A 20,645-nucleotide genomic window follows, 5' to 3' on the forward strand; every position below is an offset into this window, starting at 1 on the left:
TCTGAAAGTAGGTAGTGTTCAATCACGCACGCCGTTCCTATGGGCGGGTCGTGGTGAGTGGGTCGCAAGGCTCGCCGGTTTCGTTTTGTTGCCCGGTCTCTCAAACTCGCTACGTGCCCGCTCACCCCATCTGTTAGAGAGTGTCGGGCGTTTCAGGAACACATCGGAAATCGCACCATGACCAAAACCACCAAGAAGACTCAAACGGCATCACGACCGCCCGTTGATGCGCTCCAGTACGAAAAGCTCGCACTGTCGGCTTTTGGAGCATGCGATCGACAAATCCGACAGCTTCGAACACTGATCGATCTCGCGGCGAGCATCACCCGATGCCCAGCTACGACGGTTGAAGAAAGACGCAGTGAGCGCAACCTGCTGGAACACCTGCTCTATACCGTCGAGCAATACCAGCAGGAAGTTGAATGTGACCGTGACCTGTACCAGGTGATCGCGCTCGATGCGAAGGGAGTTGCTCATAGTCGCATCACAGCCAAGCTTGCGACGAAGCTTCTCTCGGATGCTGCAGAGGCGGGGCGGGAAGCAGGGGAAGCTGCGGCCGAAGCTGAAGCTGCGTCAGACAAAGCGGTGACGCGTAAGCGGGAGCGCGTGAGGACTGCTGCGTGTGCGCGGGCTGATGCGCAGCAGACGACAGTGAAGCACTAGGGTGAAGTCGCGGCCACGATGCCGCTGCAAAGAATAAGGCGCGAATTGTTCGCGCCTTATTTATGCAAACGCACTCACCACCAACGCCGCGCAGATAGACCAATCACCTCGCCGTATACCCCCCATCAATCGGCAAACAAACCCCACTAATCATCGAAGCCGCGTCGCTCAACAAAAACATAATCGGCGCAGCAACCTCTGCGGACTCCGCGAAGCGATGCAGAGGAATCGCCTTCAACGCAGGATCGCGTTTCACAGGATCACTCCACGCCTGCACGGCCATTGGCGTCAACGTCACCGTAGGATTGACGCTATTCACCCGGATACCGTATGGCCCCAACTCGACACACAAAGCCCGCGTCACAGCATCGAGCGCAGCCTTCGAAGCCGAATAACTCAAATGGTCATCCAGCGCCACGAGCGCAGCCTGACTGGAAACGTTCACGATGCTGCCAGCGCGCTTCGCATCGATCATCCCGCGAGCCACGTGTTTGGCAACCAGTACCGCTCCGCGCGCATTCACCCCCATCACACGATCGAAACTCGCGCCGGTCGTATCCACCGCACGCTCAAGCAACGCGATCCCCGCACAGTTCACGAGCCCATCAAACGCATCGAGCGAACCCAATGCGTCATCAATAGCGGACTCATCGCTCACATCGAGCATCATCGGTTCGCAGCCCGTTTCCTCAGCCAACCGCGCAAGCTCATTCACATTCCGCGCCGCGGCGACCACACTCGCGCCAGAAGCACACAACGCTTCCACCGTCGCGCGCCCAATTCCACTCGACGCACCCGTCACAAGAATCGAGTGACCAGAAAAATCAAAAGTAGCATTCATGATGTCTGCAACCGATGCATGACCGGCTTCAACGCCGGATACAAATCCGTATAAACACCGAACCGCTGCTCATACAGCGCCATCCGTTGCGCGTTCGGCTCTGCACGCTCAATCAGCGTGACCCATCCGTTCTGCGCTTCTTCACGCGACACCAGACCGACACCGACACCCGCCAGCAACGCCGCGCCCATCGCTGCCTCCACGTCCTGCTCGATCGTATAGACCGGATAGCCGGTAATGTCCGCAATGATCTGCATCCACAAATCCGAATGCGCGGCGCCGCCCACGACGATCAACTTGTCATCCAACGATTGCGCGCCTTTACGTCCCGCTTCGATGTTGTGCTTCAACGCGAACGACACGCCCTCCAGCACCGCACGATACAGATGTGCCCGTGTGTGATACAGACTCAGGCCGACAAACGCTCCACTCGCCTTCGCATCCCACACGGGGCTTCGTTCCCCCATCAAGTACGGCAAGAACATCACACCATCAGAGCCTGCGGGAATCTGAGAAGCACTTTCTTCAAGCAAGCGATGCGGATCTCCATTCGGCATCGCACGCGCCGCCTCGGTCTCCGCATGACAAAACTGCTCGCGATACCACGTCACCGAAGCGCCCGCCGTAATCGCACCACCGAAGACATAAATATCGCAGTGACCGTTGAACACATGCGGCATGCTGATCAACCCATGCCGCGCATCGACAGTCTGGTTGATATACCCCCAGCACATACTCGTACCGATCATCGCAACGTGCTGCCCCGCGCGCGTGACACCCGCGGCAAACGTCGCCACCGCAGCATCCACGCCGCCCGCAACGATCGCCGTGCCCGCCTCCAATCCAAGCTGCTCGGTCCACTGCGACAACAACCCGCCCACCACGTCCGACGATTCCACCAACCGCTCCGGCATCATCGTTGCGGGAATGGCGAGCATGTCGAGCGCTTCGTCCGACCAGTCGCGTTTCGCAATATCGTAGATGCCGCCGATATTGCCCGCCGAACTGTGGTCGACGGCGACTTCACCGGACAGCATATAAATCACGTAAGCATTCGGCGGCAGGAAGTAACGCGTATGCGCCCAGATTTCCGGCTCGTGATCGCGCAGCCACAGCATCTTCGTGTAACCGTAGTAGCTGTCCACACCGTTGCCCGTGAGCGCATACAAGCGCTCGAGGTCGATGTTTTTACGCACCCACTCGACCTGATCGGTCGCACGCCGGTCCATCCAGATCAGACACGGATAAAGCGGCCGCATATCGCTATCGACGGGAATCCCCGAGCCGCCATACAGACTGCTCACGCACACCGCTTTGATCGACTTCGCCGCTACACCCGCCTCCTTCGCCTTGCGCACGCAAGCCGCAATACACTCCACCACCGCCTTCAACCACACTGCCGGCCATTGCTCGGCCCATAGCGGCTTGGGCGTATCCGGCTGATAGCTCGACGCATGCTGCGCGACGATCGCGCCGTGCTGATCGACCAGCAGCGCCTTGGTGCTCTGTGTGCCGATATCGACGCCGATGACGTAGTCCATACAGTCTCCGTTTATATGCCGCTCGTCCTTGCCGCGCGCCGCGCCAAGCGCTCAGCTCAGGCACGCGGCTTCATCAATACCTTGATCGAATCGAGCGAGTTAGCGACCTTGATCGCTTCGTCCCATTCTTCCAGCGAAAAGCCGTGCGTGACAATACCCTTCGACGTCACGAGCCCGCGCGCCAGCAAATCGATCGCAATCGGATAACAGTATGGACCCAGATGCGCGCCGCGCACATCGAGTTCCTTGCGGTCGCCGATCACCGACCAGTCCAACGTCGTATCCGCACCGAACACGGAAAACTCGACGAAGCGCCCAAGCTTGCGAATCATCTCCATGCCCTGATTGACGCCGATCGGCGCGCCGGTGGTTTCGATGTAGACGTCGCAACCATAGCCATCGGTCAGCGAATGAACGATCGCCAATGCGTCTTCCTGTTTCGGATTGATCGTCACATCCGCGCCGTATTCACGCGCAAGTGCCAGACGCTCCTCAACCAGATCGATCACGACCAGCTTCTTCGGTGTTTTCAGATGCGCGACTTGCGTCATCATCAAGCCAAGCGGACCTGCTCCGGCAATCACCACCACGTCGTCGAGTCGCAGATCACCGCGGTTCACCGTGTGGATCGCGCAAGCTAATGGCTCGATGATCGCCGCGTCTTCGAGCGAGATGCCATCGGGAATCTTATGGACGATTGCAGTCGGTGGAATGCGCATATATTCGGCCATGCCGCCGTCCGCGACTTCGCGCTGGAAGCCGAAAATGTTGTGCACCTCACACATCCAGTACTGGCCGGATTTGCAGTAACGGCACTTGCCGCACGGTACGATCTGTTCGGCGATCACGCGGTCGCCGATCTTTACGCCGAAGTGATCGGCCGCACCCTCGCCGATTTCTTCGACGAAACCGAAGAACTCGTGGCCCGGAATCACCGGCGCTTTGACCCATGGGCTCGGGCCGCCCCAAAACATCTTCGCGCCAGAATGACACTTACAGTCGCTCGCGCAGATACCGCACGCGGCGATTCGGATCACCAGCTCATGCGCGCGGGCCTTGGGCTTGGACACCTGTTCGACGCGATAGTCTTTCGGTGCGTGGCAGACGATCGCCGTCATTTCCTGCTTATCGGATTGCGTGGATTGAGTCATTGCATGGTCCTGCTAAAAGGAGGTCGTTTAAGAGTTACTTTCTACGGTCGCGGCTGATGTAGATCGCCAGCAAAATAATTCCGCCCTTGATCACGTTCTGCACATAAGGATTCACGCCGACCATGTTCAGGCCGTTGTTCAACACGCCCAGTAGCAACGCGCCGATCAGAGTGCCGATGATCGAGCCGCGTCCACCGGAAATCGAGGTACCACCCATCACCACGGCGGCGATGGCATCGAGTTCGAAACCGACGCCTGCGTTCGGCTGGCCGCTCATCAAGCGTGCAGTCAACACGATGGCGGCGAAGGAGGACGTCAAACCAGCAATCGAGTAGACGATCAACTTCACGCGAGCCACACGCACACCGGACAGACGCGTCGCCTGTTCGTTGCCGCCAATCGCATACACGTAGCGGCCGAACGGCATCCGTTCGAGCAACACCCAGGCGATCGCATAGATCACCACCATGATCACAACCGGCGCCTGAATGCCGAAGATCTTGCCGCTGCCGAAGAAACTGACCCACTCAGGCAGGCCGTCGATTGGATAACCACCCGTGTAGATCAGCGCGAGGCCGCGGGCGATCCCCATCGTCGCGAGCGTGACGATGATCGGTGGCATACCGGCGAACGCGACGAAGAATCCGTTCGCAGCGCCGAAGCCCAAACCGACTGCGACGCCGACCGCCAAGGCAGCCACTGCGTTCATCCCGGCCACCATCAAACCCGCGGCGAGCGTGCCCGCCAAAGCCATCACGGAGCCAACCGACAGATCGATACCTCCAGTCAGAATCACGCACGTCATCCCCACAGCAATGATCGCGTTGATCGACACCTGGCGCAGCACGTTCTCCAGATTCGCAGCGGAGAGAAAACTGTCGCTCGCGAATACCATCACGATGCACACCACCAGCAAGCCGATGAACGGATAGAACAGCGTCGAGCGTTTCAACGCGGCCCACGTAAAGCGCACCGGTGCGCCCGGCGTGTCACTACTGACAGTCGACGTTTTCGGCGATGAAGAAGGATTAGGCGTGTTCATGAGCTGCTCCACGGGTGCCGGCTGTTGCATAGGTCATCACGGCGTTCGAGTCGATCTCGCCGCCTTCGAGCATCGCTTCGATGCGGCCCTGCCGGAACACGGCGACGCGGTCGCACATGCCGACGATCTCCGGCAATTCGGACGAGATCATGATGATCGAGTAGCCGCGCGCGGTGAGTTCGCGCATCAGCAGATAGATTTCGGCTTTGGCGCCGACGTCGATGCCGCGCGTCGGTTCGTCGAAGATGAGGATGTTGGTGTGGTGATTCAGCCAGCGCGCGATCACCACCTTTTGCTGATTGCCACCTGAGAGCGTCGCGACTTCGGTGTGCATCGTCGGGGCTTTGACACCGACGCGCTTCATGATGTCCGCAGTCGCGCGCGCTTCGCTGCGCTGATCGATGAAGAAACGCAGCGAGCGATATTTGCCGAGGTTGTTAATCGAGATGTTCTGCTTGATCGAGAAATCGGTGATCAGACCTTCGGTCTTGCGGCTCTCGGGAAGAATGCCGACGCCTGCGCGCAGGGCATCGGCGGGATCGGATAGTTTTTCGGCCGTGCCGTTGATGCGGATTTCTTTCACATAAGCCGGGTCAGCGCCGATCACTGCCAGCGCTGTTTCCGTGCGGCCCGAGCCGACCAGTCCCGCAAAACCGAGAATCTCGCCTTCACGCAAATTGAAGCTCAGCACGGGGCTGTCTTTCAGCAACTGCAGCTTTTCGACGTCGAGCACGATCTTCGCATCGGTACGCAGTGGAGGCTTCGGCGGAAAGCTGTTTTCGATGCGACGCCCCACCATCATTTCGACGAGGCGGCTCACATCGGATTGCGCGACCTCCGTCATGCCGACGTACTGACCGTCGCGCAATACGGTAATGCGATCGCAAACCTCGAAGATCTCTTCCAGGTGATGCGAGATAAAGATCATCGCGACGCCCTGCGTCTTCAGGTCACGCATGATCGCAAACAGGTGTTCCGCTTCCGCTGGTGTAAGCGTCGCGGTCGGCTCATCCAGAATCAGAATGCGCGCCTCCAAAGACAACGCCTTGCCGATTTCAACAAACTGCTGCTGCGCGACCGACAACTCCCGAATCGGCACCGACAAGTCGATCGCCACGCCCAGCCGTTGAAAAATCGTCGCAGCTACGCGCCGCATCTTGCCGCGTTCAAGCAAACCCAAACCGTTCTTCAATTCACGGCCGAGAAACATATTCTCCACCGCGTTCAGATACGGAATCAGGCTGAACTCCTGAAACACGATACCCACGCCCGCGGCGACCGCATCGTGGTAGTTCGTGAAGTGCCGCACTTCGCCCGCGATCGTGATCGTGCCTTCATCCGGCTGATAGATGCCGCACAGAATTTTCATCAACGTGGATTTACCCGCGCCGTTTTCGCCGAGCAACGCGTGAATCTCACCGCGTGCGATTTCCAGGTGAATGCCTTGCAACGCCTTCACACCGGGAAAGCTTTTGGTGATGTTGTCGAGCTTGAGTATCGTGTCCATCGGGTCCTCCTCTGCTGCTCGTCGCCATGTCCGTCGAAGAAGCGCATGCACATGGCAACGAGCATTCGGCTTACCAGCTGAAGCCCTTGGCGTTGCTCTTGTCGATCATCTTCACGTCGACCGGAATCGCCTTCGGCACATTGGCGCCCCACTTCTTCGCGAGCGCAATGCCGAGCGCGATACGCACCTGGTCGGCCGGGAACTGCGCGGACGTTTCGATGAACTTTGAATTCGGCTTCTGGATCGCGGCGATCGCTTCCGGCGCACCGTCGACGCTGGTCAGCTTGATATCTTTACCCGATGATTCGATCGCGGAGAGCGCGCCCATCGAGCCACCGTCGTTCACGCTGAACACGCCCTTCAGATTCGGATGCGCCTGAATCATGTTCTCGGTGACGGACAACGCAGTCGCGCGTTCCTGCTTACCATTCTGCGTATCCACGAGTTTGATGCCCGGCACTTTCGCGAGCGCCGCCTTGCAGCCCCGCACACGCTCGAGAATCGGCACCACCGGAATACCATCGAGGATCGCCACCTCGCCGCTGCCGCCAATCGACTTCGCCAGATACTCGCAGGCCATCTCACCCGCGTCGTAATTCTTCGACCCGACGAACGAATCGACCGGACCGTTCGCGTTCGCATCAACGGCAACCACCACCACGCCCGCCTTCTTCGCCGACGTCACCGCCGATTGAATGCCGGTCGAATCGGTCGGATTCACGAGCAGAATGTCGATCTTCTTTTGCAGCATATCTTCGACGTCGCTGACCTGCTTGCTGACGTCATGATGCGCGTCGGTCACGACCACCGTCGCGCCGATCGACGCCGCCGCATCGTTCAGCGCCTTTTGCATCGTCACAAAGTACGGGTTATTCAACTCCTGAAACGTCATGCCGATCTTCAGCGGCGCGGCAAGTGCAGCCGGCGCGGCGATAAACGAAAGACCGAATGCAAGCGTCGCTAACGCAGCGGTGCTGCGCGCGAAGGTCTTCAACGATGTCTGCTTCGAAGTGGATTGCGTCATGGTTGTCTCCGTTATTAAAACTGTTCGATGAGATGAGCACGTCCCTCACGCTGTCTGTGGACAGCGCGATAGGCGTTAAAACGCGGGTGAAGTAAAACGCTTCGGCAAGAAGCCTGGTGGAGAACTACGTCGGTGGATAAGCAGCCGCGGCGCTGCGTGGCAAACCTGGCGCAAGCACGATCGCAGGCGCATTGTCGATGCCGGCGCCGCGCGCGGCGGCTTCTTCGGAAGCGTCGCGGCTTGCGTCGTTCAGTTGCTGATAGCGACGGAATTTCGAAGGCGCCATGCCTTTGACCGCGAGGAACTGCCGGTTGAAATTCGACAGGTTGTTAAAGCCCGCCTTGAAGCAGATATCGGTGACGCTCAGTTCTTCGTCCGTGAGCAGTTGGCATGCGAGGTTGATACGCATGCGGTTCACGTACTGCACGAACGGCAGCCCGGTATGACGGCGGAAGTAACGCGAGAACGCACTCACGCTTTGGCCAGCGAGTTGCGCCAAGTCCGATTCGCGCAGATCGTTGGACAGGTTCTTGCCGATATACGAGAGCGCGTGATTGATGCGCGTCGACGCGAAACCGGTCGGATCGGCCTGATAGGCGGGACTCGCGAGCGTCTCGCGGTCCTCGGCGTTCATCAGGATCTCGAGCATCGACATGAACAGCACGAGACGGCGCAGTCCGCGCGCGGCCAGCAATTCGAGGAACAACGGCTGGATCGCTGCACTCGTTTCCGCACCGAACGACACGCCACGGCGCGAATCGGCAAGCAATGCTTCGACCTGGCGCCACTCAGGAAAACTGCCCATGCAACTCGACACGAACTCCTGCCCGAACTGAACGACCAGATTGCGCTGCGCAATCGTCTCGCCCTCCGGCACGTCGCTAACCCAGTTGTGCGGCAGGTTCGGCCCCATCAACACGAGGTTGCCAGGCGTAAAGCTGCTGATGTGATCGCCGACGAACATCTTGCCGGTCGTCGCCACGATCAAGTGAATTTCGTATTCCGGGTGAAAGTGCCAACGCACCGTGCGATACGGATAGCCGTGCGACCACACTTTGAAGGATTCGTCGCGCCGTACGGCGACGACTTCCAGATCGGGTTGCATTCGCGTCTTCCTCCATGAAGCGGCGTGCTGCGGGTGCCGCTGAACTTCATCTTGTATAGCGAAAAGTAGCCCTCTAGCGGCTGATCCACCACTAAAAATCAAACCGCAGACCGATACTTTTTTGCATTCGGGTTAGTCCTGGCGCGGTGAAAGTCAAATTTGATGCAATGCAATACGCACCGCGAGACACGTCCCATAACGCCCCGGCGTCACACGAGTCACGCCGGAAGTCCCGCCACGCCGCGCTGCGCCACGAAAAGCCCGCTACGTCGCCTTGACATTCGTTCCGCCGGGTACGATCATTCGCTCACAGATAGAGCAAATGCTCCACCCCAAGAAAAAACGCACGCGCCGAGCCGTGCGATCAAGGACACTCAGGAGACGCACATGAACAGCGGGCAAGGCAGCGGCGCGGCCGCACACGTGATCCTGCACATCGGCGCGGGATCGTTTCATCGCGCGCATCAGGCGTGGTATCTCCATCGGTTGAACGAGGCGAAGGTGGCGGGCGAACCGCACTGGTCGCTGACGGTGGGCAATATCCGCAGCGACATGAACGCGGTGCTCGACGCGCTCGCCGCGCAAAACGGCGTCTATACACTCGAGACCGTCACGCCGCAGGGCGAGCGCGCGTACGAGACGATTCGTTCGATCGAGCGCGTGGTGCCGTGGACCGAGAGTCTCGATGCGCTGATCGACGCGGGCGCCGATCCGGCCTGCAAGATCATTGCGTTCACCGTGACCGAAGGCGGCTATTACCTCGACGAAGACGACGAACTCGACACGGCCAATGCCGATCTCGCTGCTGACCTGAAAGGCGGCCACATCACGATTTACGGCGCGCTCGTGGCGATTCTCGACGCGCGCATGAAGCGCGGCGCCGGCCCGGTCACGCTACAGACCTGCGATAACCTGCGCAGCAACGGCGAGCGATTTCATGCGGGCATGAGCGAGTTTCTCGAACGGCGCGGCGCGGACGATCTGGCGCAATGGTTCGACGACAACACCGCGTGCCCGAGTTCGATGGTCGACCGCATTACGCCGCGTCCAACGCCTGACGTGCGCGAACGGGTCAAAGCCGCCACCGGCGTCGACGATGCCTGCCCGGTGATGGGCGAATCCTTCATCCAATGGGTGATTGAGGATCGCTTCATCGCTGGACGCCCCGCGTGGGAAAAGGTCGGCGCGGAACTGGTCGACTCGGTGCTGCCGTACGAAGAAGCGAAGATCCGCATCCTCAACGCGACGCATAGCTGCATTGCGTGGGCAGGCACGCTGGTCGGACTGACCTACATCCACGAAGGCACGCTCGATCCGGACATCAACAAATTCGCCTTCGACTACGTGACCGAAGACGTGATTCCGTGTCTCACGCCGAGCCCGCTCGATCTCGAACGCTATCGCGACGTGGTGCTCGAACGCTTCGGCAATCCCTACATCCAGGACACCAACCAGCGCGTCGCGGCCGACGGCTTTTCGAAGCTGCCCGGCTTTATCGCGCCGACGCTCGCCGAATGCTTCGAACGTGGCGTCACGCCTTCGGCGACGGCGATGTTGCCGGCGCTGTTCTTCCGCTTCCTCGAACGCTGGAACGCCGGCACACTGCCGTATGCGTATCAGGACGGCGTGATGGATGAAAAAGTTGCGCGCGGCTTCTTTAGCGCGCCGGATCCGTTGCAGGCGTTCGCCGCTGACCGGCTGCTCTGGGGCAGCATGGCGCAGACACCTGAGCTGGAATCGGCGTTGGCGGGCGCCTTGGCGCGCGTCGACGTCTGGCTGGCCAAACGCGGCGCAGCCTGACCCGCGCAGTATCGAACCACGCGAAACACGCCGGTGCCAGGCTTAATGCGCATGGCACCGCGCGCCATGTGCGGCTAAAGTAGCGCATCCCTAACGACGAAGGTTTCGCGCCCATGTATCTCGGCATCGACCTCGGCACGTCCGAAGTGAAAGTCCTGCTGCTCGCCTCCGATGGACGCGTGATCGGCACCGCAGGCTCACCCTTTACCGTTTCGCGTCCGCATCAGCGCTGGGCCGAACAGAATCCCGAAGATTGGTGGGCCGGCACGCGCACGGCGCTGGCCGCGTTGCGCGCCAAACATCCGGACGAGTTCGCGCAGATTCGCGGCATCGGCCTCTCGGGGCAGATGCACGGCGCCGTGCTGCTGGATGCGCAGGACCGCGTATTGCGGCCCGCGATCCTGTGGAACGACATGCGCAGCGACAAGGAGTGCGCGGAGCTGACCGAGCGCGCGCCGGACTTGCACACCGTGGCCGGCAATCTCGCGATGCCCGGATTCACCGCACCGAAGCTGCTTTGGGTGGCGCACCACGAACCGGAAATCTTCGCGCAAACCGCCTGCGTGCTGCTGCCGAAGGACTACCTGCGTCTGCAACTGACCGGCGGCAAGGTGTCCGATCCATCGGATGCAGCCGGCACGTTGTGGCTCGACGTCGCCAAACGCGACTGGTCCGATTCGCTGCTCGCCGCCTGCAACATGACACGCGCGCAGATGCCGGCCTTGTGCGAAGGCAGCGAGCCATCCGGCACCCTGCTTCCCGCGGTGGCGCGCGAGTTCGGTTTGAGCGACGGAGTGATCGTCGCGGCCGGCGGTGGCGACAATGCCACCAGCGCAATCGGCATCGGCGCGACGCAACCGGGCGACGGCTTCGTTTCGCTCGGCACCTCGGGTGTGCTGTGCGTGGTCGGCGACAGCTTCCGGCCGAATCCCGCTTCGGCCGTGCACGCGTTCTGTCACGCGATCCCGGATCGCTGGCATCAAATGAGCGTGGTGCTGTCAGCGGCAAGCTGTTTGCGCTGGGTCTGCAAGCTCACCTCCACCGACGAGCCGACGCTGCTCGCCGAAATCGAAGCGCTGCCAGCGGAAGCGTTGACCACTGCCCCACTCTTTCTGCCTTATCTGTCCGGTGAACGCACGCCGCACAACGACCCGTATGCGCAGGGCGTGTTCTTCGGCATGAATCACGCGACCGACCGCGCCCTGCTCGGCTACGCGGTACTCGAAGGCGTGACGCTCGCGCTCACCGACGGCCTCGACGCATTGCGCGCGGCCGGTACCGAAGCGAAGGCGCTGTCCCTGCTCGGCGGCGGTGCGCGCAGCGACTACTGGGCACAACTGCTCGCCGATGCGCTCGACACGGCCACCCGCAAGCACGGAGGCGGCGAAACCGGCGCAGCGCTCGGCGCGGCCCGCCTTGGCTGGCTGGCCGCGGGCGGCGACCCGGCCAAGGTGTTGAGCAAGCCGCCGATCGAAAAGGAGTTCACGCCGAACCCGCGCCGGCACGCCGAACTGCGCACCCGGCTCGAAGCGTATCGCGCGCTCTACCGCCACGTGCGGCCGCTGTTCGACCCCGCGCGACAACCGCTCGCCTGACCGGCAAAGCACAGCCGGTTCCCGTTGAGACGCGGGAACCGGCTGCTATCATCGGCGCACTTCAAGCGAACCGTCACCGTGCCCAAGTCCACAGAAAAATTAGACCTTGCTACCCGCGCCGCGTGGCTTTACTACGTCGCAGGCAACACCCAGAACGAGATCGCCGAAAAACTCCAGGTGTCGCGCCCGGTCGCACAGCGGCTGGTGGCCTTCGCGGTCGAAAAGAACCTGATCCGCGTGCGCGTCGATCACAAACTGGCCGATTGCCTCGCGCTCGCCGATCAACTCTCGAAGCGCTACGGCCTGAGCATGTGCGAAGTCGTACCAATCGACAGCGATACCTCGGAAGAAGTCGACCGCAAGCTGGCAGTAGCCGGCGCGCAGGTCATGGAACGCTATCTGGTCGAAGAAAAACCGATGGTGGTCGCCGTGGGCAGCGGCCGTACGCTGAAGGCCGCGGTCGATCAGATCGCGCAGCTGGAGCGTCCGCAGCACCGTTTGGTATCGATGGTCGGGGCGATCGCCCAGGACGGCTCCTCGAACCGCTACGACGTCGCGCTGCACATTTCGGAGAAGACCGGCGGCAAGCATTTTCTGCTGCCCGCGCCGTTGCTCGCCGATAGCGAGGCCGAACGCGCGCAGTGGTGCAATCACCGGCTCTACCGGATCGTCGAATCGCTATTGGCCAAGGCGGATGTCGCGTTCGTCGGGGTCGGTAATATCGGGCCGAAATGCCCGTTGCACGAGGACGGCTTCATCACCTCCGCGGAGGTGAAGGAGTTGATGCAGAACCGTGCGGTGGCCGAAATGCTCGGCCTGCCGATCGATGCCGCCGGCGCGCACGTCGAATCGCCGACCGGCCGCCGGGTCACCAGCATCGCGCTCGACTCGCCGCCGCGGCGTCCTACCATCGGCTTTGCCGGCGGTGAACGCAAGCGCGAGGCGCTGATTGCGGTGCTTAAAGGCGGCTGGCTGTCGGGACTGGTAACTGACGAGTTGTGTGCACGGGCGGCGCTCGAAGCGGCGGCTTAACCAGCCTGTAGGCGAGGCTTAGAGGCCTGGCCTAGAAGCGCCCCACCGCCGCGCTACAACACCGGCAGCCCTTCCGTGATGATGATGCGGTACTCGCCGCCCTGCAGGCGCGTCTCGCTGACCGCCTGATACGCCGGGCTGCGATACCACGCGATCGCTTCGTCGTAACTGGGGAACTCGAGAATCAGGATTTCGTCGATCGGCGGCCCCTCCACCACTTCTTTCCGCCCGTGGCTCGCGAGCACCATGACCGCGTGCTTCTCGAAGACTGCGGGCGCGTCCTGTTTGTATGCTTCCAGTTTGGCGGGGTCGAGCGTTTTCTCGCGCGTGATGACGACGTAGGCGGGCATGAGTATTTCCTGAGCGTGAATAAACGTGACCGGACGGAAAGCGGCGCGCCCGCCGCTTTCCCAATCACATACTCACGCGGCCAGCACTTCTACGATCTTACGCTGGAAGGCTTTCCCTTCGCTGTCGAATAAATGGCAGTGCTCAGGCGTGGCGCCGAGCTTTTGCACTTCGCCCTTGCTGTGCCGCTCGAGCGGCGGAATGCGCGCGATGATCCCATCCGGAGCGACGCTCGATTCCGCATACAGATACGCGGCATCGCCGAGCGATTCGACCGCCATGGTTTTCGCCGACACGCCGTCGTCGGTCATGCCCACATGCAGATGCTCCGGGCGAATGCCAACGGTCACCTTGTCGCCCTGTTTCACCGCGCCGGGCTCCACCGCAACACGCTGAGTCTCGCCGGATTCGTAGCGCACCGTGACGCCGTCGTGCGTGACCGACTGAACGACGCCTTCCATAAAGTTCATCTTCGGCGAACCGATGAAGCCGGCGACGAAGCGATTGGCCGGCGCGTGATACAGCATGGTCGGGCTGCCGACCTGCTCCACATTGCCCGCCGACAGCACGACGATCTTGTCGGCCAGCGTCATGGCCTCGACCTGATCGTGCGTTACGTAGATCATCGTGGTCTTCAGCTCGTCATGCAGACGCGCGAATTCGAGGCGCATCTTCACGCGCAGCGCGGCGTCGAGATTCGACAACGGTTCGTCGAACAGGAACACTTTCGGCTTGCGCGTAATTGCGCGGCCGATTGCAACGCGCTGGCGCTGACCGCCTGAAAGCTGCTTCGGCTTGCGGTCGAGCAGATGGTCGATGTGCAGGATCTTCGCCGCGTTGCGCACGGCGGCGTCGATTTCCGGCTTCTTGGTGCCGGCGAGTTTGAGGCCGAACGCCATGTTGTCGTACAGCGTCATGTGCGGATACAGCGCGTACGACTGGAACACCATCGCGATGCCGCGCTTGGCGGGTGGCACGTCGTTCACGCGCGCGTTGTCGATGGTCAGATCGCCGCTGGTGATGTCTTCGAGGCCGGCGATCATCCGCATCAGCGTCGATTTACCGCAACCGCTCGGACCCACGAAGACGACGAATTCGCCGTCCAGGATGTCGAGGTTGATGTCACGCATCACTTCGTTGTCGTCGTAGGCTTTTCGGATGTTGCGCAGAGTTACGCTTGCCATGATGTGTCTCCGTATGTTGCTCTTGCTACGTCAATTCATTTATCCAGGTGCTGCGCCAACGCGGCCGCGCTTACGGCGTCGCCGCCGTCGCGCTCAGCGTCCATTGCGCGACCAGGTCCGGCAACTGCAGCATGTCGTCGAATACGGTACGCGCACCCGCCGCATGCAACGCGTCGATCTGCGCGTCACTCGCATGACCGCCGCCGATAAAGCCCAGCACCGTCATGCCCGCCGCGGTTGCCGCCGTCACGCCCGTCACGCTGTCTTCCACCACGAGGCAGGCGGACGGCGCGAGGCCGAGACCAAGCGCCGCAGCGAGATAGACATCGGGCGCGGGCTTCGGATTCGGCACCGCATCAGCGCAAAAGAGCCGGTTGCCGAAGAACTTCACGAGGCCCGTGCGCGCCAGCACGTTCTCCACATACGGTCGGAAACTATTGCTCGCGCATGCCTTGGTGAGCGGCACCTGCGCCAGCGCAACCTCGATGCCAACGACCGCCGGCGCCTGCATCGCCGCTGCTTCCACCGCCCGGCGGATCGCCTCGATATCCTCGACGCTGAGGCGCTTGCCCAGTTTCGCCGCCGTGCCCTGCAACACCGTTTCAATGCGCAAGCCAAGCAGCGGCAGCACCACCGGCTCGACATCGGCATCGGGCCAACGCGCCTCGAGTTCGTGCACCAGCATGCTCGCGGCCACGGCTTCGCTGTCGATCAGCACGCCGTCGCAATCGCAGATCAGCGCGAAATGACCTACCGTCGTACCTGCGGTCATTTGACCGCCCCAAAGGTAAGACCACGCACCAGTTGCTTCTGCGACAGCCAGCCGACAATCAGGATCGGTGCAACCGCAAGCAGTGAAGCAGCGGAGAGCTTGGCCCAGAACAAGCCTTCAGGACTCGAATACGACGCAATGAACACAGTCAGCGGCGCGGCGTTCGAACTCGACAGGTTGATGCTCCAGAACGCTTCGTTCCACGACAGGATCACCAGCAGCAGCGCGGTGGAGGCGAGCCCCGGCAGCGACATCGGCATCAGCAGATAGACGATTTCCTGCCACGTCGCCGCACCGTCGATCCGCCCTGCTTCGAGAATGTCGCGCGGAATTTCCGCGAAGTACGTGAACGACATCCACACCGCAATCGGCAGATTGATCAGCGTGTAGACGATCACCAGACCGGACACCGAATCGAGCAGACCACTGTTCTTCCACAACAGATAGATCGGCACCAGCACGCCGACCGACGGCATCATCTTGGTCGACAGCATCCACAGCAGGACTTTCTGCGTGCGGCGCGTCGGAAAGAAGGCCATCGCGTACGCGGCCGGCACGGCGAGAATCAGGCACAGCACCGTGACGCCCGCCGAGATCAGAATCGAATTCCACGCGAACGAAAAGTAGTTACTGCGCGCGAACACCTCGCGGAAGCTATCGAGCGTCGGGATGAAAAACAGCGACGACGAATACGCCTGCTGCTCCGTCTTGAACGCGGTGATCGTCATCCAGAAGATCGGAAAGAACAGCAGCAACGCGACGAGCCAGGCGATCACACCAGGGATGCCGCGGCGAATTGCGGCGAACGGCGACTTGGCCGGCACGGTCATGGGCGCCGTGCCCGACGCAGAGGTAGAGGCAACGTGGCTCATTTTTCGTACTCCCCTTTCAGGTTCTTCGCGAGCATCCGCACAAGGAAGAACGACACGATGTTAGCCAGCACGACAGCCAGAATGCCGCCCGCCGAAGCGAGACCGACGTCGAACTGTTGCAGGCCCAGCGAATAGATCAGGTACGACAGATTGGTGGTCGCGGTGCCCGGACCGCCGCCCGTGGTCGTATAGATTTCGGCGAAGATCGACAGCAGGAAAATCGTCTCCATCATCACCACCACCGCGATCGCCCGTTTCAGGTGAGGCAGCGTGATGTAGAAGAACATCGAGAACGGACCCGCGCCGTCGATACGCGCCGCTTCCTTCTGCTCCTGATCGAGCGACTGGATCGCGGTGAACAGAATCAGGAACGCGAACGGTAACCACTGCCACGCGACGATCATGATCACGGCCGTGAGTGGATACTCGGCGAACCAGTCGATCGGCTGCAGCCCGATTGCGCGCATGCCCTGTGCGATCAGGCCATACACCGGATGCAAGATCATGTTCTTCCAGATCAGCGCGCTGACCGTCGGCATCACGAAGAATGGTGCGATCGCCAGTAGCCGCGCAATGCCCTGGCCGTAGAACTTACGGTCGAACAGAATCGCCATCAACACACCGCCGACCACCGTGATCACCAGCACCGAGATGATCAACTCGAGCGTGTGCCCGATCGACGGTCCGAACGACGGATCGCTGGCGAGGTACTTGTAGTTGTCGAAACCGGCGAAGCCTTTCAGATCCGGATTCAACAGGTTATAGCGCGAGAACGAAAACCAGATCGTCATCGCCAGCGGAATCGCCATCCACAGCACGAGTACTGCGACTGAGGGCGTCACGAGCCAGCGGGCCGAATTGGCTTTGCGGGTTTCGCGTTCTTTTTCTGTTTGGGGATGGGCATGCATAAGAGGCAGGCGTAAAGGACGCATGATTGACCACCTGTTCGGTAATGCGCGGGCCGGCGCTTTCTCCGCCGTGATCGCTTGAACCGCCTGGCTACCGCGACGCAATGCGGTGTCGCGGTGCCCACGCGGCGGGGACGGCCCACTGTGCTACGTGGGCCGGCTGACGGGCGTCAGCCGGCGCGTGCCACATGAATCATGTGGCTGACTTCCGCTTTACTTCTGATACCCGGCCTGTTGCACGGCGCGATTCGCCGTTGCCTGGCCGGCTGCCAGCGCCTGATCGACCGTCATCTGACCGGCAATCGCGCCGGAGATGCTCTGACCGACCACGGTGCCGAACGACTGGAACTCAGGAATGCCGACGAACTGCACACCGGTGTACGGCACCGGCTTCAGAGTCGGATGATCCGGGTCAGCCGTTTCGATTGCCTTCAGCACGAAGTCGCCAAACGGTGCTGCCTGTTTGTATTCAGGACGTGCGTAGGTAGAGTGGCGCGTTCCCGGCGGCACCGAGGCCCAGCCCTCATCCTTCGCGACCAGTTCGATGTACTGCTTCGACGTGGCCCACGCGATGAACTTCTTCGCCGAGTCAGCCTGCTTCGACGACTTCGGAATGGCCAACGCCCACGCCCACAGCCAATGCGAACCCTTCGGCGTGACAGCGATCGGCGCTGCCGCAAAGCCCACCTTGTCGGCGATCTGCGACTGCTGCTTGTTGTAGAGCATGCCGGCCGCCACCGTTGCATCGATCCACATCGCGCACTTGCCCGAGGACATCAGCGTCAGGTTTTCGTTGAAGCCGTTCGAACTGGCTCCCGGAGGGCCGTCTTTCTTCAGCAGATCGACGTAGAACGTCATCGCCTTCTTCCATTCCGGCGACGTCAGCTGCGCCTGCCACTTCTCGTCGAACCAGCGGCCACCGAAGGTGTTCACCACCGTCGTGCCATACGCCATGTTCTCGCCCCAGCCGGCCTTGCCGCGCAGGCAGATACCGTACATGCCGTTGGCTTTGTCCGTGAGCTTGTCGGCGAACTGAGCGATCTGGTCGTAGGTCGGCTGATCGGGCATTTTCAGGCCCTTGGCCGCGAACAGATCCTTGCGGTAATACGTCATCGAGCTTTCGACGTAGAACGGCAGTGCGTACAACTGGCCGCCACTCGAGAGGCCGTCGCGGGCCGTCTTCACGACATCGTTCAGATCGTAATCAGCGGGCAGATTGGTGAGCGGCGTGAGCCAGCCGCGCTTGCCCCATTGCGGCGTTTCGTACGCACCGATCGTCATCACGTCGAACTGGCCGCTGCCGGTCGTGATGTCGGTGGTAGCACGCTGACGCAGCACGTTTTCTTCGAGAATCACCCAGTTGAGCTTGATATCCGGATTCGCCTGCTCGAAAGCGGGCGAGAGCTTCTTCAGCTCGATCATGTCCGGATTGTTCAACGTGGCAATGGTCACCGTGGCCGCCTGAGCGTGCAACGCAAAGCATGCGACAGCGCCGGCACTGACCGCCTTCAGCACGGATTTTGTAGCTGGTTTCATGTGTTGTCTCCTTTCTCGTACGTTATGTGATGCTGCGTTTGTTCTACGAAAATGACGAAGGGTGAAACAGGTTCGGCTCATCCACTCTGCAATTCGCTCAGCTCATCCAGTTGCCACCGTCGACGTTCAGGGTTTGCGCGGTGATGTAGTCGGCATCGGCCGACGCGAGAAACAGGGCCGCGCCGGTCAGATCGTCCGGCACACCCATACGGCCGAGCGGCACCGCTTCACCGACGAGGCGCTTCTTCTCGCCGAGCGGCCGGTTTTCATAGCGGGCGAAGAGCGCGTCGACCTCGTTCCACATCGGCGTATCGACGACGCCCGGCGCGATGCCGTTCACATTGATCTTATGCGGCGCGAGGGCGAGCGCTGCGGATTGCGTGTAGCTGAGTACGGCGGCTTTGGTTGCGCAGTAGTGCGACACCAGCGCCTCGCCGCGCCGCCCAGCTTGCGACGACATATTGATGATCTTGCCGCCGTGGCCCTGCTCGACCATTTTGCGGGCGACGGTTTGCATCAGGAAGAACATGCCCTTCACGTTGACCGCGAAGAGGCGGTCGAACACGTCCCAGGATTCATCGAGGATCGGGCGCATATCGAAGAGCGCCGCGTTGTTGAACAGGATATCGACCTGGCCGAAGCGCTCCAGCGTACTCGCGAGGATGCGTTCGATATCCTCGCGGCGCGTTACGTCGGCGCTGACGGTCAGCACGCGGTCGCCGTAGGCAGCGCGCAGCGCGTCGCCAAAACTGTCCGCCGGCTTCACGTCGACCAGCACGCAGCGCGCGCCTTCGTCCAGATAGCGCCGGGCCACGGCCTCACCGATTCCGCTTGCCGCGCCCGTCAGAATGGCCACCTTGTCTTGCAATCGTGCCGCCACTGCCTGTCTCCGGTTCGTTTCGCTTCTTGAGGCGCGGTGAGCGAACGCTCGTTGCGCGAACAATTGCTCTGTTAGTGATCGAATGATCGGATACGGACCGGGTCATGTCAAGGCGCTCGACCAGATTTCGATGGTGCAGCGCGGCAGGACCAGTGCACACCCTCTTCCGGTTTCGACCGATACAAATACGAGAAATCGCAGACCGCCAAGCTGCTTTCTGCGCAAGCCGCTGACAAAAATTCGAGATACGTTATATCATTTCGGCCTCGCTTCGCTCCGAAGCTTTGCAGGTTCGTCAGGGAGTCCGCTGATGGCTACATCGATTGCAGAACACCATGCCGTACGGCTCGCCCATGCCGAGGCGCACGCCGCGCTGCACGGGCTCGCGCTTACGCCGCTGCGGCGTCAGGTGTATGCGGCGATCGTCGCCAGCGACCGGCCGATCGGCGCTTACGAGTTGCTGGACGCGCTCGAACCGCAACGCGGGCGCGTGCCGCCCACCACGATCTACCGGGCGCTGGACTTTCTGCTCGCGCACGGCTTCGTCCATCGGATCGAATCGAAGAACGCGTTTTTTGCCTGCTGCGAGGTCGGCGTGCCGCATCGCAGCCAGTTTCTGATGTGTGACGGCTGCGGCGCGACTGTCGAGATTCCAGGCGGCGATCTTGCCCAACAGTTGTCGCATAGCGCACCAGCGCACGGTTTCGAGGTGCACCGCCAGGTGGTCGAGCTAAGCGGCCTGTGTGCGCGCTGCGCCCGCGCGGCGCGGCCCACCGGGGCGTCCTTATGAAAGCACACCGCTCCCAAGATTTGTAGTTCATTCAACTCTCACGCAGCAGGAAAC

At 61.3% G+C, this 20,645-nt stretch carries 19 protein-coding genes; 5 read left to right on the forward strand and 14 right to left on the reverse strand.

The window, feature by feature from the left end:
• The first annotated feature begins 177 nt into the window (after positions 1–177).
• Entirely contained in the window at positions 178–663 is a 486-nt protein-coding gene (locus tag M0D68_RS17735) for a hypothetical protein (protein WP_093635670.1), read from the forward strand.
• 103 nt (positions 664–766) lie between these two features.
• Here the strand turns inward: M0D68_RS17735 and M0D68_RS17740 are convergent, their stop codons facing one another.
• From M0D68_RS17740 to M0D68_RS17770, 7 genes are all read right to left on the reverse strand, one after another.
• Entirely contained in the window at positions 767–1,504 is a 738-nt protein-coding gene (locus M0D68_RS17740) for an SDR family oxidoreductase (RefSeq protein ID WP_200618234.1), read from the reverse strand.
• Positions 1,501–3,045, reverse strand: coding sequence for an FGGY-family carbohydrate kinase (locus tag M0D68_RS17745; RefSeq protein ID WP_200618233.1), 1,545 nt, complete (start codon positions 3,043–3,045; stop codon positions 1,501–1,503). Before M0D68_RS17745 ends, M0D68_RS17740 begins: the two co-directional genes overlap by 4 nt.
• Positions 3,046–3,101: 56 nt before the next feature.
• A complete protein-coding gene (locus M0D68_RS17750; protein ID WP_200618232.1) occupies positions 3,102–4,196 on the reverse strand; it encodes an alcohol dehydrogenase catalytic domain-containing protein in 1,095 nt (364 codons plus the stop codon).
• A 34-nt stretch (positions 4,197–4,230) separates the two neighbouring features.
• Positions 4,231–5,238 carry an ABC transporter permease gene (locus M0D68_RS17755; RefSeq protein WP_093635662.1) on the reverse strand — a complete coding sequence of 336 codons (1,008 nt, stop codon included), beginning with the start codon at positions 5,236–5,238 and terminating at the stop codon, positions 4,231–4,233.
• On the reverse strand, positions 5,225–6,745 hold the full coding sequence (locus tag M0D68_RS17760) for a sugar ABC transporter ATP-binding protein (protein WP_200618231.1): 1,521 nt from the start codon (positions 6,743–6,745) through the stop codon (positions 5,225–5,227). The genes M0D68_RS17755 and M0D68_RS17760 overlap by 14 nt, the downstream gene beginning before the upstream one ends.
• Before the next feature lie 70 nt (positions 6,746–6,815).
• On the reverse strand, positions 6,816–7,769 hold the full coding sequence (locus M0D68_RS17765; RefSeq protein ID WP_200618230.1) for an ABC transporter substrate-binding protein: 954 nt from the start codon (positions 7,767–7,769) through the stop codon (positions 6,816–6,818).
• A gap of 124 nt (positions 7,770–7,893) precedes the next feature.
• Positions 7,894–8,874: an AraC family transcriptional regulator gene (locus M0D68_RS17770; RefSeq protein WP_093635656.1), complete on the reverse strand. Its 981-nt coding sequence runs from the start codon at positions 8,872–8,874 to the stop codon at positions 7,894–7,896.
• 387 nt (positions 8,875–9,261) lie between these two features.
• On the opposite strand from M0D68_RS17770, the gene dalD reads away from it, so the two are divergent.
• From dalD to M0D68_RS17785, 3 genes are all read left to right on the forward strand, one after another.
• Positions 9,262–10,674 (forward strand): D-arabinitol 4-dehydrogenase, encoded by a 1,413-nt coding sequence (gene dalD, locus M0D68_RS17775; RefSeq protein ID WP_200618229.1) that lies wholly within the window; start codon positions 9,262–9,264, stop codon positions 10,672–10,674.
• Positions 10,675–10,787: 113 nt separating this feature from the next.
• Complete coding sequence (gene xylB / locus M0D68_RS17780; RefSeq protein WP_200618228.1) at positions 10,788–12,269, forward strand: xylulokinase; 1,482 nt, start codon at positions 10,788–10,790, stop codon at positions 12,267–12,269.
• Positions 12,270–12,347: 78 nt separating this feature from the next.
• Positions 12,348–13,301 (forward strand): sugar-binding transcriptional regulator, encoded by a 954-nt coding sequence (locus M0D68_RS17785; RefSeq protein ID WP_054034353.1) that lies wholly within the window; start codon positions 12,348–12,350, stop codon positions 13,299–13,301.
• A gap of 53 nt (positions 13,302–13,354) precedes the next feature.
• Here the strand turns inward: M0D68_RS17785 and M0D68_RS17790 are convergent, their stop codons facing one another.
• The 7 genes from M0D68_RS17790 to M0D68_RS17820 all read right to left on the reverse strand — a co-directional run bounded on the left by M0D68_RS17790 (position 13,355) and on the right by M0D68_RS17820 (position 19,801).
• A complete protein-coding gene (locus M0D68_RS17790; protein WP_054034356.1) occupies positions 13,355–13,651 on the reverse strand; it encodes a DUF1330 domain-containing protein in 297 nt (98 codons plus the stop codon).
• Positions 13,652–13,723: 72 nt separating this feature from the next.
• Positions 13,724–14,833, reverse strand: coding sequence for an ABC transporter ATP-binding protein (locus tag M0D68_RS17795; RefSeq protein ID WP_054034358.1), 1,110 nt, complete (start codon positions 14,831–14,833; stop codon positions 13,724–13,726).
• A 70-nt stretch (positions 14,834–14,903) separates the two neighbouring features.
• Positions 14,904–15,605, reverse strand: coding sequence for an HAD family phosphatase (locus M0D68_RS17800; protein WP_200618227.1), 702 nt, complete (start codon positions 15,603–15,605; stop codon positions 14,904–14,906).
• A complete protein-coding gene (locus tag M0D68_RS17805) occupies positions 15,602–16,435 on the reverse strand; it encodes a carbohydrate ABC transporter permease (protein ID WP_234475103.1) in 834 nt (277 codons plus the stop codon). The genes M0D68_RS17800 and M0D68_RS17805 overlap by 4 nt, the downstream gene beginning before the upstream one ends.
• A gap of 38 nt (positions 16,436–16,473) precedes the next feature.
• Entirely contained in the window at positions 16,474–17,409 is a 936-nt protein-coding gene (locus M0D68_RS17810) for a carbohydrate ABC transporter permease (RefSeq protein WP_093635644.1), read from the reverse strand.
• A gap of 189 nt (positions 17,410–17,598) precedes the next feature.
• Entirely contained in the window at positions 17,599–18,921 is a 1,323-nt protein-coding gene (locus M0D68_RS17815) for a sugar ABC transporter substrate-binding protein (protein WP_200618225.1), read from the reverse strand.
• A gap of 97 nt (positions 18,922–19,018) precedes the next feature.
• A complete protein-coding gene (locus M0D68_RS17820; protein ID WP_200565143.1) occupies positions 19,019–19,801 on the reverse strand; it encodes an L-iditol 2-dehydrogenase in 783 nt (260 codons plus the stop codon).
• Between the two features lie 310 nt (positions 19,802–20,111).
• Between M0D68_RS17820 and M0D68_RS17825 the strand changes: the two genes are divergently transcribed.
• On the forward strand, positions 20,112–20,591 hold the full coding sequence (locus M0D68_RS17825) for a Fur family transcriptional regulator (protein ID WP_200618224.1): 480 nt from the start codon (positions 20,112–20,114) through the stop codon (positions 20,589–20,591).
• The last annotated feature ends 54 nt before the right edge of the window (positions 20,592–20,645 follow it).

It is taken from the genome of Paraburkholderia sp. SEWSISQ10-3 4 (assembly GCF_030464785.1).
In the GTDB taxonomy this organism is placed as follows: Bacteria; Pseudomonadota; Gammaproteobacteria; order Burkholderiales; family Burkholderiaceae; genus Paraburkholderia; species Paraburkholderia aspalathi.